Raw genomic sequence first — 15312 nt, 5'->3', positions numbered from 1 at the left:
GGGCAGGGGTCAGCGGCGGCCCTTGTTCGGGTCGACCAGACCGGCGCGGCGCAGGGCGTCCGCCATGGCACTGTTGGCCGGCGCGGGAGCGGGACGGCCGCCCCGGTCCCTGCCGCCACCGTTCCCACGGGCCTGGCCGCCTTGGCCACCCTGACGCCGGCCCTGACCGTCCTGGCCCTGCCGCTGCTGGGGCGGGCGGGCGCCGCCGCCCCGCTGCTGCCGGGGACCGCCCCGCTCCTGCGGGGCCGCCTCGTCGTCCAGCCGCAGCGTCAGCGCGATCCGCTTGCGCGGGATGTCCACGTCCAGGACCTTCACCTTGACGATGTCACCCGGCTTGGCGACGTCCCGCGGGTCCTTGACGAACGTCTTCGACATCGCGGACACATGCACGAGGCCGTCCTGGTGGACGCCGATGTCCACGAACGCGCCGAAGGCGGCCACGTTCGTCACCACGCCCTCCAGCACCATCCCGGCGGACAGGTCGGAGATCTTCTCCACGCCCTCCTTGAAGGTGGCCGTCTTGAACGCCGGACGCGGGTCGCGCCCCGGCTTCTCCAGCTCCTTCAGGATGTCGGACACGGTCGGCAGGCCGAAGGTGTCGTCCACGAAGTCGGCGGCCCGAAGGGAGCGCAGCACACCGGTGTTGCCGACCAGCGAGGCCACCTCCTGACCCGTCGTCTTCACCATCCGCCGCACCACCGGGTACGCCTCCGGGTGCACGCTGGAGGAGTCCAGCGGGTCGGTGCCGCCCCGGATGCGCAGGAAGCCCGCGCACTGCTCGTACGCCTTCGGGCCCAGCCGGGACACCTTCTTCAGCTCCGCGCGCGAGGTGAACGGGCCGTTCTCGTCGCGGTGCGTCACGATGTTCTCGGCCAGCGTGGCGGAGATGCCGGACACCCGCGAAAGCAGCGGTACGGACGCGGTGTTGACGTCCACGCCGACGCCGTTCACACAGTCCTCGACCACCGCGTCCAGGGAGCGGGACAGCTTCACCTCGGAGAGGTCGTGCTGGTACTGGCCGACGCCGATCGACTTCGGGTCGATCTTCACCAGCTCGGCCAGCGGGTCCTGCAGACGCCGGGCGATGGAGACCGCGCCACGCAACGACACGTCCATGCCGGGCAGTTCACGGGAGGCGTACTCCGACGCCGAGTACACCGACGCGCCCGCCTCGGAGACCATCACCTTGGTGAGGTTCAACTCCGGGTGCTTGGCGATGAGTTCGGTCGCCAGCTTGTCCGTCTCGCGGGAGGCGGTGCCGTTGCCGATGGCGACCAGGTCGACCGTGTGCTCCTTGGCCAGCCGGGCCAGCTTGGCGATCGCCTCGTCCCACTTGTTGGCGGGCACGTGCGGGTAGATCACATCGGTGGCGACGGCCTTACCGGTCGCGTCGACCACGGCCACCTTCACCCCGGTACGGAAGCCGGGGTCCAGGCCCAGCGTGGCGCGGGTGCCGGCCGGGGCGGCCAGCAGCAGGTCGCGCAGGTTGGCGGCGAACACGTCGACCGCCTCGTCCTCGGCGGCCGTACGCAGCCGCAGTCTGAGGTCGATGCCGAGGTGCACCAGCACCCGGGTGCGCCAGGCCCAACGGACCGTGTCGGCGAGCCACTTGTCACCGGGACGGCCCCGGTCCGCGATGCCGAACCGGCCCGCGATGATGCCCTCGTACGACGAACGGACCCCCGGCTCCGCCGGCTCCTCCGGCTCCAGGACGAGGTCGAGGACCTCCTCCTTCTCGCCGCGCAGCATCGCCAGAATCCGGTGCGAGGGGAGCGCGGTGAACGGCTCGGTGAAGTCGAAGTAGTCGGCGAACTTGGCGCCCGCCTCCTCCTTGCCGTCCCGCACCTTGGCGGCCAGCCGGCCGCGCGTCCACATCCGCTCGCGCAGCTCGCCGATCAGGTCGGCGTCCTCGGAGAACCGCTCCGTCAGGATCGCCCGCGCGCCCTCCAGCGCCGCCTGCGCGTCCGCGACCCCCTTGTCCGCGTCCACGAACGCGGCCGCGGCGGCCGCCGGTTCCACCGACGGGTCGCTCAAGAGCCCCTCGGCCAGCGGCTCCAGCCCGGCCTCCCGCGCGATCTGCGCCTTGGTGCGCCGCTTCGGCTTGTACGGGAGGTAGATGTCCTCCAGCCGCGCCTTGGTCTCGGCGCCCCGGATGCGCTCCTCCAGCTCGTCAGTGAGCTTGCCCTGCTCGCGCACCGACTCCAGGATCGCGCTCCGGCGCTCCTCCAGCTCCCGCAGATACCGCAGCCGCTCCTCGATGGTGCGAAGCTGCGCGTCGTCCAGGAGTTCGGTCGCCTCCTTGCGGTAGCGGGCGATGAAGGGCACCGTCGAACCGCCGTCCAGCAGCTCGACCGCGGCCTTCACCTGCCGCTCCCGTACGCCGAGTTCCCCGGCGATCCTGCCTTCGATGGACCCTGTGAGGGGTGTCGTCACGATCCCGTACCGCCTTCTGACGCTGAACGTTGCGCGGCAATTGTGGCAGGTGGCACGGGGATACGGACGACAGGGCGCACCGGGCGCCCCGCTCAGGCCCGGCCGCTCGAGGCCCCACCGAACAGCCGGGCGAGCGCCCGGAACGGCAGGGTGACGACGGTGGCGATGGCGCCGCCTATCTGACGAAGCACATCGGCGATGGCACGGAACATGAGAGAACTCCAATCCACCCGGCGGTTGCCTGGTCCGCACCGGGTACCCCAGGACCGGCCGAGCACGCCCCCGCCGATTCATCCTGTCGGGGGCACGCTCCAGGTGAACCGGGGTTCCCGGCGTTCCAGGAAGGCGGTCACGCCCTCCTCGGTGTCGGTGGAGGCGAGGGCCTGGGCGGTCCAGTGGGGCTCGCGGTCGGTGCGGCCGTCGGCGTACTCCTTGGCGGCGGCCTGGGTGAGCTGGGAGCGGGCGGCCAGGGTGGCGGTGAGGGCGGCGACGCGCTTGTCCAGCTCGCCCTCCGGGAGCACCTCGTCCACCAGGCCCGTGCGCAGGGCGCGGTCGGTGCCGATCAGCTCGGCGGAGAAGAGGAGGTACTTGGCGGTGGCCGGGCCGACCAGGGAGACCAGGCGACGGGTGGAGGAGGCGGGGTAGACGATGCCGAGCCGCGCCGGGGTCACGCCGAACAGCGCGCCCTCCTCCGCCAGCCGGAGATCGCAGGCGGCCGCGAGCTGGGACCCGCCGCCCACGCAGTGGCCCTTGATCGCGGCCAGCGTCGGCTTGGGGAACGCGGCCAGCGCCTCCTCGGCGGCCACCGCGAGACCCTGTGCCTCGGCGGGCGAGCCCCGCAGCGTGGAGATGTCCGCGCCCGCGCAGAAGGTCGCGCCCTCCCCGGTGAGCACCAGCGCGCGCACCCCGGGTTCGGCGGCCAGCTCCGCCAGCAGCGGGGGCAGCGCCCGCCACATCGCGGCCGTCATGGCGTTGCGCTTGGCCGGGTTGCGGATGACGACGGTGGCGACGCGGTCGGCGACGCCGTGCGACAGCTCGGGCTCCATGCGGCGGATGCTATCCGCGGGTGCCGGTCAGGGCCGGGTGAGTTAGCTCGCACCACCCGAGGGACAAAAGGAGGGAAGAACAGCAAACAGGGGCGATCAAGGAGGCGGCGATGGCCAGATCCGGCAAAAGCGGGACCGGGGGCGCGAAGGGCCTGAGCCGGAGCTTCAGTTGGCTCGCGGTGCTCGGGGTGATCCTGGTCATCGCCGGGATCGTCGGTCTGGTCTACACGGCGGCGGCCACCCTGACCTCGATGATCCTCTTCGGCTGGCTGCTGTTGATCGGCGGCATCGTGGGCCTGCTGCACGCGGTGCAGGCACGCGGGACCAACTTCTTCTGGCTCGGCGTCATCGTGGCCGCGCTGAACATCGCCGCCGGGATCGTCGTCATCCGTATGCCGCACGCGGCCGCCGACGCCCTGACCATGTTCGCCGCCCTGCTGTTCCTCGCCGCCGGCCTGTTCCGGCTGGTCGGGAGCGTGGTGGTGCGCGGCCCCCAGTTCGGCTGGACCCTGCTGCTCGGCGCCTTCGACCTGCTGCTCGGCATCCTGGTCCTGGTGAGCTGGCCGGGCAGCAGCCAGTACGTCATCGGCTGCTTCTTCTCGCTCGCCCTGCTCTTCGACGGCCTCGGCCTGATCGCCGCCGGGTACGGAGGCCGCAGGGTCGTCGGCATGATGGACGACGCGGCTCCCGTCTGAGGGGCTCGTACAGATCTGACCAACCCGTACAACCTGAATAGTTCTCGAACCGGACACGCGGACGACAAGAGCGGTCGTCCCGGTGACCGCACCGTACGGATGCGGTCGGAACCGTTCGATACCCGCTGACTTGTGTTCAGTCCTCCGGGGCGGACCTCGTCGTTACCAACACTCGACGTGTGGTGACAATCGAGCGCGAGGGTGGCGACCGGACGATGGACAACCACGGGCGCGGAGGTGTGCCGCGCCCCGCGGAGGGCGCCGAGCGCCCGCCCGGACCCCTGCCGTACGAAGGAGTGTGGCGGTTCACCGCCCCCGCCGTGGACGCCTCGGTCCCGCAGGCGCGGCACGCCGTACGGGATCTGCTGCTGCGCCAGGGCGTACCGGTCGCGGACGAAGTGGTGGACGGGCTGCTGCTGATCGTCTCCGAGCTGGTCACGAACGCGGTCAAGCACGCGGCGCTGCTCTCCCCGATGCTCGGGGTCGAGGTGGCCGTCGGCGCCGAGTGGGTCCGGGTCTCGGTGGAGGACAACCACCCCTACCGCCCGACCGCGCTGGAGGCCGACCACGGCCAGACCGGCGGCCGGGGCCTGCTGCTGGTGCGCGAGGTGGCGCGCGAGGCGGGCGGCGCGGTCGACGTGGAGCACACGGCGAGCGGCGGCAAGGTGATCTGGGCCGCCCTGCCGCTCAAACCCGCGCTGTCCGGATGAGGGTCCGCGAGGCCGCGAGAGGGCCCCGCGCGGGGCCTACCAGCCCGCGGACGACCCCGTCAGCTCCTTGATCGCCGGACGCGCCGCGTCCAGCACCGTCATGAACCACGCGGAGAACGGCTCCCGCGCGTGCCGCTCCGCCAGCTCGGCCGCCGTCACGAAGGCGGTCCCGCCGACCTCCTCCGGGTCCGGCGCCGGCGTCTGCTGCACCAGGCCGACGTAGAGGTGGTTGTACTCCTGCTCCACCAGGCCCGACGCCGGGTCCGGGTGGTTGTAGCGCACGGTGCCCGCCTGGGCCAGCAGCGAGGGCGAGACCCCCAGCTCCTCGTGGGTACGCCGGGCCGCCGCCGCGAACGGCGCCTCACCGGGGTAGGGGTGACCGCAGCAGGTGTTGGACCAGACACCGGGGGAGTGGTACTTGCCGAGCGCCCGCTGCTGGAGCAGCAGCCGGCCCCGCTCGTCGAAGAGGAACACCGAGAACGCCCGGTGGAGCTGCCCCGGCGGCTGGTGGGCGGCCAGCTTCTCCGCGGTGCCGGTCGTCACGCCGTTCTCGTCCACGAGTTCCAGCAAGATCGGCTCCGCGGTGCCGTTCGACGAGCTGTGCGTCTCGGTGGCTGGTGTGATCGGCATACCCATCCTTCGCGTCGGTCTTCGCAACCCCAAGTCTGCCGTACGAAACCGGCACTCCCGGCACTTCCCCGCACGTCCGCATGTCCTGAACCCGTACGAGTCCCTCAGTGACAGAGCCGCGCCTCGTGCTCCGCGTGCCCGCCCGGCTCCAGCTGGAAGGTGCAGTGCTCCACGTCGAAGTGGTCGCCCAGACAGCCCTGCAACTCGTGCAGCATCTTCTCGTGGCCGATGGCGTTCAGCACATCCGTGCTCACCACCACATGTGCCGAGAGCACAGGCATGCCCGAGGTGATCGTCCACGCGTGGAGATCATGTACGTCCTCCACACCGTCCAGCGCGAGGATGTGTGCCCGTACCTCAGTCATGTCGACGTCCTTGGGCGCCGCCTCCAGCAGCACGTCCAGCGTCTCCCGCAGCAGGCGCAGCGTCCTCGGGACGATCATCAGCCCGATGAGCAGCGAGGCGATCGGGTCGGCGGCCTGCCAGCCGGTGGCCAGGATCACGGCGGCCGAGACGATCACCGCCACCGAGCCCAGCGCGTCCGCGGCGACCTCCAGGAAGGCGCCGCGCACGTTCAGGCTCTCCTTCTGCCCGCGCATCAGCAGCAGCAGCGAGACGGAGTTCGCCACCAGGCCGATCGCGCCGAACACCACCATCAGCCCGCCGTGGGTCTCGGCCGGCCGCAGGAACCGCTCCACCGCCTCGACCAGCACATAGCCGCCCACGCCGAGCAGCAGTACACAGTTGGCGAGGGCGGCCAGGATCTCGGCGCGGGCGAAGCCGAAGGTGCGGTGGGTGCTCGGCGGCCGGGCCGCGAAGTGGATCGCCAGCAGCGCCATGACCAGGCCCACCGCGTCGGTCGCCATGTGGGCGGCGTCCGCGATCAGCGCAAGGGAGTCCGCGACCAGACCGCCGACGATCTCGACCACCATGATGGTGAGCGTGATGCCCAGCGCCGCGCGCAGTCTGCCCCGGTACGCGGCCGCGGCCGTGCCGGTGGAGGGCACATGGCTGTGCGCATGCCCGTGGTCGTGCCCTGCCCCCATGAGAGAACCGCCCTTCAGCGCCGCGCGCCGGCTCGCAAACGAACGCACCGGCTCACAGTGAACTACGGTCGGCGGCCACCGGGCAACGCGGCACTGAACACCGTTGTCATATGCTCTGACCTGCGGAAACGATCCGCAGGTCAGAGCCGTACGGCGTCACTGGGGGCCGTGGTGGTGCTGCCAGCCCGCCCATGCCGAGGCGACCATCTCCGGCACCCCGAGCCGGGCCCGCCAGCCCAGTTCGGCCGCCGCCCGCTCGGCGGAGGCGACCGCGCGAGGCGCGTCCCCCGGCCGCCGGTCCTCGATCACCGGTTCCCGCCGGTCCCCGGTGACCTCGCCGATCAGCGTGATCAGCTCGCGCACCGACACCCCCTCGCCCCGGCCGACGTTCAGTGTCAGATCACCGGCCGGCGAGTCCTCGGAGAGCCGCCGGGCCGCCGCGAGGTGGGCCTCGGCGAGGTCGGCCACATGGATGTAGTCGCGGATGCAGGTGCCGTCCGGCGTCGGATAGTCGGCGCCGAAGATCCGGGGCGCCTCGTCACGGGTCAGCCGGTCGAAGACCATCGGGACGATGTTGAACACCCCGGTGTCGGCCAGCTCCGGTGCGGCCGCGCCCGCCACGTTGAAGTAGCGCAGGCACACCGTGGAGATGCCGTGCGCCTGGCCGGCCGCGCGGACCAGCCACTCACCGGCCAGCTTGGTCTCGCCGTAGGGGTTCACCGGGGCGCACGGGGTGTCCTCGGTGATCAGGTCCACGTCCGGGTTGCCGTACACGGCCGCCGAGGAGGAGAAGACCAGCCGCCGTACGCCCGCGTCCGCGACGGCGTCCAGCAGGGTCGCCAGGCCGCCGATGTTCTCCCGGTAGTAGCGGACGGGCTCCGCCACCGACTCCCCGACCTGCTTGCGCGCCGCGAGATGCACCACACCGGTCACCCCGTGCTCGGCGAACACCCGCTTCAGCAGGTCCCCGTCCAGCGTCGAGCCCTCGACCAGCGGCACACCCTCGGGCAGCCGCTCGGGCACCGCCGCCGACAGGTCGTCCAGGACGACCACGTGCTCCCCGGCGCCGTGCATGGCCCGCGCCACGTGGGCCCCGATGTATCCGGCTCCGCCGGTGATCAACCACGTCATGTCCGCAGACCCTACGCCGCGCCCCGCCGGGCGCCCCCGATGCCCGGATTGCGTGCCGCCCGCCGGGACGCGGTTTGTGGGCCGGCCCCCCGATCCCCGATGATGATCGCGGCACAGGCGGGCGCGGCCCCGGTGGACCGGGCCTGAACGCCCGGTGAACGGGTGCACCGGCCCATCCGATAGCCTCTGCCGACATGCCGCCCCGGCGAGCCGCAGGCGAGGGGCGCCCCCATCACGCAGCAGACCGGCGTCGACGCGCCGGACCCAGGGAGTGAATTCGGTTGCCGACCGCCATCGTCACCGGTCAGCCGGTCCCCGGATCGTCCCTCGAAGGCGATCTGCGGTCCCTCGGCTTCGACGTGCGCATGGCCGCCGACACCGCCGAGGCCCGGAACCTGATCGCGGCCGCCCCCGCCGACGGGCGCGTGGCCCTGGTCGACGCCCGCTTCGTCGGCCACCCGCACGCCCTGCGCCTGGGCCTGACCGACCCCCGCTTCCCGCTCGCCGCCGTCCCCGGCGCCGTCACCGCCCAGGGCACCGCCCGGCAGACGCTGAACCGGGCCCTTGAGGGGCAGAGCGAGACCCAGGACGAGGCCGGCGGCGGCACCGCGGTCGCCGTCGACAGCCTGCCCGACCGCCTGGTCACCGCTCTCGACGCCGACGGCACCCCGGTGCACCGCCCCGAGCTGGGCAGCCTCGTCGCCGCCGTCCCCGCCGACCCCCAGGCCCGCAACGAGGCCCGGCAGGCCGTCCTCGCCGTCGACGAGGAGGACGTACGCCTGAAGTCGGCGGTGAAGTCCCGCGACGGCTTCTTCACCACCTTCTGCATCAGCCCCTACTCGCGCTACCTCGCGCGCTGGTGCGCCCGCCGGGGCCTCACCCCGAACCAGGTCACCACCGCCTCCCTGCTCACCGCGCTGATAGCGGCGGGCTGCGCGGCCACCGGCACCCGCCCCGGCTTCGTCGCGGCCGGCGTGCTGCTGATCGCCTCCTTCGTGCTGGACTGCACCGACGGTCAGCTCGCCCGCTACTCGCTGCAGTACTCCACGCTCGGCGCCTGGCTCGACGCCACCTTCGACCGGGCCAAGGAGTACGCCTACTACGCCGGACTCGCGCTCGGCGCGGCCCGGGGCGGCGACGACGTGTGGACTCTCGCGCTCGGCGCGATGATCCTCCAGACCTGCCGGCACGTCGTGGACTTCTCCTTCAACGAGGCCAACCACGACGCCACCGCCAACACCAGCCCCACCGCCGCCCTCTCCGACAAGCTGGACAGCGTCGGCTGGACGGTCTGGGTCCGCCGGATGATCGTCCTGCCGATCGGCGAGCGCTGGGCCATGATCGCCGTCCTCACCGCGGTCACCACCCCCCGCATCACCTTCTACGTGCTGCTGGTCGGCTGCGCCCTCGCCGCCGCCTACACCACGGCCGGCCGTGTACTGCGCTCCCTGACCCGCAAGGCCCGCCGGACCGACCGTGCCGCCGTCGCGCTCGCCGACCTCGCGGACACCGGCCCGCTCGCCGGCGCCCTGGGCCGCGTGTTCAAGCGCGGCCTGCCCGGCCTCGCCGTCCCGGCCGTCGCCTTCCTCGGCGGGGCCGCCGTCGTCGCCTGCTCGGCGCTGACCGGCTTCGGCGGCTGGCTGCCCGTCGCGGGCGCCGTCCTCTACGTCCTCACCTCGGCGCTCGCCACGGCCCGCCCGCTCAAGGGCTCGCTGGACTGGCTCGTCCCGCCGTTCTTCCGCGCCGCCGAGTACGGCACGGTGCTCGCGCTGGCCGCCCGCGCCGACGTCCACGGGGCCCTCCCGGCGGCGTTCGGGCTGGTCGCGGCGGTCGCCTACCATCACTACGACACGGTGTACCGCATCCGCGGCGACGCCGGAGCGCCGCCGGCCTGGCTGGTGCGCGCCATCGGGGGGCAGGAGGGGCGCACGCTGCTCGTCACCGTGCTTGCCGCGCTGCTGACCGCCTCCCAGTTCACCGTCGCGCTCACGGTCATCGCCGTGTGCGTCGCTCTGCTGGTGCTCGTCGAGAGCATCCGCTTCTGGGTGTCCGCTGGGGCGCCCGCCGTCCACGACGAAGGAGAAACCGCATGATCGGCCTCGTGCTGGCGGCCGGCGCCGGACGGCGTCTGCGCCCCTACACCGACACCCTGCCCAAGGCCCTGGTGCCGGTGGGCCCGGAGGGCGACGAGGAGTCGCTCACCGTTCTCGACCTCACCCTCGGCAACTTCGCCGAGGTCGGTCTCACCGAGGTCGGTGTCATCGTCGGTTACCGCAAGGAAGCCGTGTACGAGCGCCAGGCGGCCCTCGAGGCGAAGTACGGCCTGAAGATCACGCTGATCGACAACGACAAGGCCGAGGAGTGGAACAACGCCTACTCCCTGTGGTGCGGCCGGGACGCCCTCAAGGACGGCGTGATCCTCGCCAACGGCGACACCGTGCACCCGGTCTCCGTCGAGAAGACGCTGCTGGCCGCGCGCGGTGACGGCAAGAAGATCATCCTCGCGCTGGACACCGTGAAGTCCCTGGCGGACGAGGAGATGAAGGTCGTCGTGGACCCCGAGAAGGGCGTCCAGAAGATCACCAAGCTGATGGACCCCGCCGAGGCCACGGGCGAGTACATCGGCGTCACCCTCATCGAGGGCGACGCGGCCGAGGAGCTGGCCGACGCCCTGCGCGCCACCTTCGAGCGCGACCCGCAGCTCTACTACGAGGACGGTTACCAGGAGCTGGTCAACCGCGGCTTCCGCATCGACGTCCAGCCCATCGGCGACGTCTCCTGGGTCGAGATCGACAACCACGACGACCTCGCCAAGGGACGGAAGATCGCGTGCCAGTACTGACGAGGCTCATCCCCTCGCCGGTCGTCGTGGACATCCGCCCGGGTGCCCTCGCCGACCTGGCCACCGTGCTCGCCGACGAACGCATCTCGCACTCCGGCCGCCTCGCCGTCGCCGTCAGCGGCGGCTCGGGCGCCCGGCTGCGCGAGCGGGTCGCCCCGCAGTTGCCGGGCGCGACCTGGTACGAGGTCGGCGGCGGCACGCTCGACGACGCCGTGCGCCTCGCCGACGACATCCGCGCCGGGCACTTCGACGCGCTCGTCGGCCTCGGCGGCGGCAAGATCATCGACTGCGCCAAGTACGCCGCCGCGCGGGTCGGCCTGCCCCTGGTCGCCGTGCCGACGAACCTCGCGCACGACGGCCTGTGCTCGCCGGTCGCCACCCTGGACAACGACGCGGGCCGGGGCTCCTACGGTGTACCCAACCCGATCGCCGTCCTGATCGACCTGGACGTCATCCGGGCCGCCCCGGCGCGCTTCGTGCGCGCGGGCATCGGCGACGCGGTGTCCAACGTGTCCGCCATCGCGGACTGGGAGCTGGCCAACCGGGTCAACGGCGAGAAGATCGACGGTCTCGCCGCCGCCATGGCCCGCCAGGCGGGCGAGGCGGTGCTCCGGCATCCCGGCGGGATCGAGGACAACGACTTCCTCCAGGTCCTCGCCGAGGCGCTGGTGCTGTCCGGCATCGCGATGTCGGTCTCCGGCGACTCGCGACCGTCCTCGGGCGCCTGCCACGAGATCAACCACGCCTTCGACCTGCTCTTCCCGCAGCGCGCCGCCAGCCACGGCGAGCAGTGCGGCCTCGGTGCCGCCTTCGCCATGTACCTGCGCGGGGCGCACGAGGCGTCGGCGCACATGGCCGGCGTACTGCGCCGCCACGGGCTGCCGGTACTGGCCGAGGACATCGGCTTCACCGCGGACGAGTTCGCCCGCGTCGTGGAGTTCGCCCCGGAGACCCGGCCCGGCCGCTACACGATCCTCGAACACCTCGACCTCAAGACTGACCAGATCAAGGACATCTACGCCGACTATGTCAAGGCCATCGGTAGCTGAACTCCGTCCGGTCGTCCACCCCGCGGGGGTGAAGGACCGGCGCAGCGGTGAGCACTGGGCGGGACGCCTCTACATGCGCGAGGTGTCCCTGCGCATCGACCGCTACCTGGTGAACACCAGGATCACGCCCAACCAGCTCACGTACCTGATGACCGTCTGCGGTGTGCTCGCGGCCCCGGCCCTGCTGGTGCCGGGGATCACGGGCGCCGTGCTCGGCATCGTCGCCACCCAGCTCTATCTGCTGCTGGACTGCGTCGACGGCGAGATCGCCCGCTGGCGCAAGCAGTACTCGCTGGGCGGGGTCTACCTCGACCGGGTCGGCGCCTACCTGACCGACGCCGCCGTGCTGGTGGGCCTCGGGCTGCGTGCCGCCGACCTGTTCGGCAGCGGCCGTATCGACTGGCTGTGGGCGTTCCTCGGCACGCTGGCCGCGCTCGGCGCGATCCTGATCAAGGCGGAGACCGACCTCGTGGGGGTCGCCCGGCACCAGACCGGGCTGCCGCCGGTGAAGGAATCGGCCGCCGAGCCGCGTTCCTCCGGGATGGCGCTGGCCCGGCGCGCCGCCGCGGCGCTCAAGTTCCACCGGCTGATCCTCGGTATCGAGGCGTCGCTGCTGATCCTGGTGCTGGCCATCGTGGACCAGATCCGTGGCGACCTGTTCTTCACCCGGCTCGGCACCGCCGTGCTGGCGGGCATCGCGCTGCTCCAGACGCTGCTGCACCTGGTGTCCATTCTCGCGTCGAGTAGGCTGAGGTGAACGGCATGAAGGTCGGCGCGGTCATCATCACCATGGGCAACCGCCCCGAGGAGCTGCGGGCGCTCATCGACTCCGTCGCCAAGCAGGACGGTGACAAGGTCTCCGTGGTCGTCGTCGGCAACGGCTCGCCCGTACCCGACGTGCCCGAGGGCGTGCGCACCGTCGAGCTGCCCGAGAACCTCGGCATCCCCGGCGGCCGCAACGTCGGCATCGAGGCGTTCGGCCCCGGTGGCAGCGACGTCGACATCCTGCTGTTCCTGGACGACGACGGTCTGCTCGCCCGGCAGGACACCGCCGAGCTGTGCCGGGCCGCGTTCGCCGCGGACCCGGAGCTGGGCATCATCAGCTTCCGCATCGCGGACCCCGAGACCGGCGAGACCCAGCGCCGGCACGTGCCCCGGCTGCGCGCCTCGGACCCGATGCGCTCCTCCCGCGTCACCACCTTCCTCGGCGGCGCCAACGCCGTCCGGACGAAGGTGCTCGGCGAGGTCGGCGGGCTGCCGGACGAATTCTTCTACGCCCACGAGGAGACCGACCTGGCCTGGCGTGCGCTGGACGCCGGCTGGATGATCGACTACCGGGCGGACATGGTGCTGTACCACCCGACGACCGCGCCCTCGCGGCACGCGGTGTACCACCGCATGGTGGCCCGGAACCGCGTCTGGCTGGCCCGGCGCAACCTTCCCGTGCCGCTCGTCCCGGTCTACCTTGGCGTCTGGCTGCTGCTCACGCTGGCCCGCCGCCCCTCCGGACCGGCGCTGAAGGCGTGGTTCGGCGGCTTCAAGGAGGGCTGGGCCACCCCCTGCGGTCCCCGCCGCCCGATGCGCTGGCGTACGGTGTGGCGGCTGACCCGGCTGGGCCGTCCCCCGGTGATCTGAGAAGCTCGACGGGGCGGGAAGCCGCCCCGCGCAGGTGCACCAGACGACGTACTCGAAGACGAAAGTTTCCCCTGTGAGTGAGAGAACCCATGACGGCGGTGTCGCGGTGACCGCGGCCCCGTCGCCCGACGAGAGCCTGCCGGCGGCAGACCTCGCCGCCAAGTACGGGCTCGCGGTGAGCGGTGCCCGCCCCTCGCTCGTCGAGTACGTCCGGCAGCTCTGGAGCCGTCGCCACTTCATCCTCGCCTTCTCCCAGGCGAAGCTGACGGCCCAGTACAGCCAGGCCAAGCTGGGCCAGCTCTGGCAGGTGGCCACCCCGCTGCTGAACGCGGCCGTGTACTACGCGATCTTCGGCCTGATCCTCAAGGCCAGCCGGGGCATGTCGCACGACATCTATGTGCCCTTCCTGGTCACCGGCGTGTTCGTGTTCACCTTCACGCAGAGCTCGCTGATGTCGGGCGTCCGCGCGATCTCCGGCAACCTCGGCCTGGTGCGCGCCCTGCACTTCCCGCGCGCCGCACTGCCGATCTCGTTCTCCCTCCAGCAGCTCCAGCAACTGCTGTTCTCGATGATCGTCGTGTTCCTGGTGGCGATCGGGTTCGGCAACTATCCGCGGCTGTCCTGGCTGCTGATCCTCCCGGCGCTGGTGCTGCAGTTCCTGTTCAACACCGGGCTGGCGATGATCGTGGCCCGCATGGGCGCCAAGACGCCGGACCTCGCCCAGTTGATGCCGTTCATGCTGCGGACCTGGATGTACGCGTCCGGCGTGATGTTCTCCATCAACCACATGCTGGCGGGCAAGCCCGAGTGGATCGTCCGGGTGCTCCAGGCGAACCCGGCGGCCGTCTACATGGACCTGATGCGCTACGCCCTGATCGACGGCTACGGCGCCTCGAACCTGCCCCCGCACGTGTGGGCCCTCGCCCTGGGCTGGGCCGTGGTCGTCTTCTGCGGCGGCTTCGTGTACTTCTGGAAGGCTGAGGAGCGGTACGGCCGTGGCTGAGCAGAACACCGGCGAGCGCCGGCCGACCGTCATCGCGGACGAGCTGCACATCGTCTACCGGGTCAACGGGGCCAAGACCGGCAAGGGCAGCGCCACCGCCGCCCTGAGCCGCATCATCAAGCGGGGCGAGCCGCGCGGTGTGCGCAAGGTGCACGCCGTGCGCGGGGTGTCCTTCACCGCCTACCGGGGCGAGGCCATCGGCCTGATCGGCTCCAACGGTTCCGGCAAGTCCACCCTGCTGCGGGCCATCGCCGGCCTGCTCCCGGCGGAGAAGGGCAAGGTCTACACCGACGGCCAGCCCTCGCTGCTGGGTGTCAACGCGGCGCTGATGAGCGACCTGACCGGTGAGCGCAACGTCATCCTGGGCGGTCTCGCCATGGGCATGTCCCGCGAGCAGATCAAGGAGCGCTACCAGCGGATCGTCGACTTCTCGGGCATCAACGACAAGGGCGACTTCATCACGCTGCCGATGCGCACGTACTCCTCCGGCATGGCGGCCCGGCTGCGGTTCTCCATCGCCGCCGCCAAGGACCACGACGTCCTCATGATCGACGAGGCGCTGGCCACCGGCGACCGTGCCTTCCAGAAGCGTTCCGAGGAACGCATCCGGGAACTGCGCAAGGAGGCCGGCACGGTCTTCCTGGTGAGCCACAACAACAAGTCCATCCGCGACACCTGCGACCGCGTCCTGTGGCTGGAACGCGGCGAACTCCGCATGGACGGGCCCACCGAAGAGGTCCTCAAGGAGTACGAGAAGTTCACGGGCAAGTAGCCCGTATGTCCGTCAGGGCCCTGCCGGACATTCCTCCGGCGGGGCCCGGCGTCTGCAAAGGATGCGTCAACTCCGGTGGCGCGTAGGAATCTTGGCATCCATCGGTGTGTTGTTGTGATGCGCCGGACACCCCGGGGGACCCTGTCGCGTTGTACAACGTAAGCTGTACCGGTGCCGGAAACCGGCAATCGGGGCGATATTGCGCGACACCCTCCGCCGGGAACGCCCCCCGGAGGGTCGGCGGCGTGTCCGAAATAGTGTGTATCGGGTCGGCAGTGTAGAACGGGAGATGTGACGGCAATGGCTACGGAAACTCCCCA

General features: G+C 71.5%; 15 protein-coding genes. 9 read left to right on the top strand and 6 right to left on the bottom strand.

All coding sequences use genetic code 11. From position 1 onward, the window contains the following. Positions 1–9: 9 nt before the first annotated feature. The 3 genes from OG448_RS04850 to OG448_RS04840 form a co-directional block, all read right to left on the bottom strand. Complete coding sequence (locus OG448_RS04850; protein ID WP_405551681.1) at positions 10–2433, bottom strand: Tex family protein; 2424 nt, start codon at positions 2431–2433, stop codon at positions 10–12. A gap of 92 nt (positions 2434–2525) precedes the next feature. After that, positions 2526–2645 (bottom strand): LPFR motif small protein, encoded by a 120-nt coding sequence (locus OG448_RS04845; protein WP_254641675.1) that lies wholly within the window; start codon positions 2643–2645, stop codon positions 2526–2528. 78 nt (positions 2646–2723) lie between these two features. Beyond that, positions 2724–3479, bottom strand: coding sequence for an enoyl-CoA hydratase/isomerase family protein (locus OG448_RS04840; RefSeq protein ID WP_405551680.1), 756 nt, complete (start codon positions 3477–3479; stop codon positions 2724–2726). 110 nt (positions 3480–3589) lie between these two features. Between OG448_RS04840 and OG448_RS04835 the strand changes: the two genes are divergently transcribed. Continuing rightward, complete coding sequence (locus tag OG448_RS04835) at positions 3590–4174, top strand: HdeD family acid-resistance protein (protein WP_405551679.1); 585 nt, start codon at positions 3590–3592, stop codon at positions 4172–4174. A gap of 215 nt (positions 4175–4389) precedes the next feature. Further along, the gene (locus OG448_RS04830) at positions 4390–4884 is read left to right on the top strand and encodes an ATP-binding protein (protein WP_030816334.1); all 495 of its coding nucleotides are present in this window, start codon (positions 4390–4392) and stop codon (positions 4882–4884) included. Between the two features lie 36 nt (positions 4885–4920). Here the strand turns inward: OG448_RS04830 and idi are convergent, their stop codons facing one another. The 3 genes from idi to galE all read right to left on the bottom strand — a co-directional run bounded on the left by idi (position 4921) and on the right by galE (position 7691). Next, positions 4921–5514, bottom strand: a complete 594-nt coding sequence (gene idi, locus OG448_RS04825) for an isopentenyl-diphosphate Delta-isomerase (protein ID WP_405551678.1) — start codon at positions 5512–5514, stop codon at positions 4921–4923. A gap of 104 nt (positions 5515–5618) precedes the next feature. Continuing rightward, complete coding sequence (locus OG448_RS04820; protein ID WP_030816337.1) at positions 5619–6560, bottom strand: cation diffusion facilitator family transporter; 942 nt, start codon at positions 6558–6560, stop codon at positions 5619–5621. 156 nt (positions 6561–6716) lie between these two features. Then, complete coding sequence (gene galE / locus OG448_RS04815; protein ID WP_405551677.1) at positions 6717–7691, bottom strand: UDP-glucose 4-epimerase GalE; 975 nt, start codon at positions 7689–7691, stop codon at positions 6717–6719. Between the two features lie 281 nt (positions 7692–7972). On the opposite strand from galE, the gene OG448_RS04810 reads away from it, so the two are divergent. The 7 genes from OG448_RS04810 (at position 7973) to OG448_RS04780 (ending at position 14992) form a co-directional block, all read left to right on the top strand. After that, positions 7973–9784 (top strand): DUF5941 domain-containing protein, encoded by a 1812-nt coding sequence (locus tag OG448_RS04810; RefSeq protein WP_405551676.1) that lies wholly within the window; start codon positions 7973–7975, stop codon positions 9782–9784. Further along, a complete protein-coding gene (locus OG448_RS04805) occupies positions 9781–10533 on the top strand; it encodes a sugar phosphate nucleotidyltransferase (RefSeq protein WP_391293330.1) in 753 nt (250 codons plus the stop codon). The genes OG448_RS04810 and OG448_RS04805 overlap by 4 nt, the downstream gene beginning before the upstream one ends. After that, positions 10521–11582 (top strand): iron-containing alcohol dehydrogenase family protein, encoded by a 1062-nt coding sequence (locus OG448_RS04800; RefSeq protein ID WP_405551675.1) that lies wholly within the window; start codon positions 10521–10523, stop codon positions 11580–11582. The genes OG448_RS04805 and OG448_RS04800 overlap by 13 nt, the downstream gene beginning before the upstream one ends. After that, on the top strand, positions 11560–12339 hold the full coding sequence (locus OG448_RS04795) for a CDP-alcohol phosphatidyltransferase family protein (protein ID WP_391293334.1): 780 nt from the start codon (positions 11560–11562) through the stop codon (positions 12337–12339). The genes OG448_RS04800 and OG448_RS04795 overlap by 23 nt, the downstream gene beginning before the upstream one ends. A 5-nt stretch (positions 12340–12344) precedes the next feature. Continuing rightward, complete coding sequence (locus OG448_RS04790) at positions 12345–13217, top strand: glycosyltransferase family 2 protein (RefSeq protein WP_405551674.1); 873 nt, start codon at positions 12345–12347, stop codon at positions 13215–13217. Between the two features lie 73 nt (positions 13218–13290). Continuing rightward, the gene (locus OG448_RS04785; protein WP_399565210.1) at positions 13291–14220 is read left to right on the top strand and encodes an ABC transporter permease; all 930 of its coding nucleotides are present in this window, start codon (positions 13291–13293) and stop codon (positions 14218–14220) included. Beyond that, complete coding sequence (locus OG448_RS04780) at positions 14213–14992, top strand: ABC transporter ATP-binding protein (protein ID WP_405551673.1); 780 nt, start codon at positions 14213–14215, stop codon at positions 14990–14992. Before OG448_RS04785 ends, OG448_RS04780 begins: the two co-directional genes overlap by 8 nt. Positions 14993–15312 lie beyond the last annotated feature (320 nt).

It is taken from the genome of Streptomyces sp. NBC_01171, from assembly GCF_045039805.1.
Taxonomy (GTDB): Bacteria; Actinomycetota; Actinomycetes; order Streptomycetales; family Streptomycetaceae; genus Streptomyces.
Note: the sequence above shows the minus strand (reverse complement) of the source record. Positions and strands in the feature narration are given on the sequence as shown.

What these genes read in the sequence shown, in the direction of transcription:
- OG448_RS04840 (WP_405551680.1), bottom strand. Translation starts at nt 3,479, where the DNA reads ATGGAGCCCGAGCTGTCGCACGGCGTCGCCGACCGCGTCGCCACCGTC.
- idi (WP_405551678.1), bottom strand. Translation starts at nt 5,514, where the DNA reads ATGCCGATCACACCAGCCACCGAGACGCACAGCTCGTCGAACGGCACC.
- galE (WP_405551677.1), bottom strand. Translation starts at nt 7,691, where the DNA reads ATGACGTGGTTGATCACCGGCGGAGCCGGATACATCGGGGCCCACGTG.
- OG448_RS04830 (WP_030816334.1), top strand. Translation starts at nt 4,390, where the DNA reads ATGGACAACCACGGGCGCGGAGGTGTGCCGCGCCCCGCGGAGGGCGCC.
- OG448_RS04835 (WP_405551679.1), top strand. Translation starts at nt 3,590, where the DNA reads ATGGCCAGATCCGGCAAAAGCGGGACCGGGGGCGCGAAGGGCCTGAGC.
- OG448_RS04790 (WP_405551674.1), top strand. Translation starts at nt 12,345, where the DNA reads ATGAAGGTCGGCGCGGTCATCATCACCATGGGCAACCGCCCCGAGGAG.
- OG448_RS04795 (WP_391293334.1), top strand. Translation starts at nt 11,560, where the DNA reads ATGTCAAGGCCATCGGTAGCTGAACTCCGTCCGGTCGTCCACCCCGCG.
- OG448_RS04820 (WP_030816337.1), bottom strand. Translation starts at nt 6,560, where the DNA reads ATGGGGGCAGGGCACGACCACGGGCATGCGCACAGCCATGTGCCCTCC.
- OG448_RS04845 (WP_254641675.1), bottom strand. Translation starts at nt 2,645, where the DNA reads ATGTTCCGTGCCATCGCCGATGTGCTTCGTCAGATAGGCGGCGCCATC.
- OG448_RS04805 (WP_391293330.1), top strand. Translation starts at nt 9,781, where the DNA reads ATGATCGGCCTCGTGCTGGCGGCCGGCGCCGGACGGCGTCTGCGCCCC.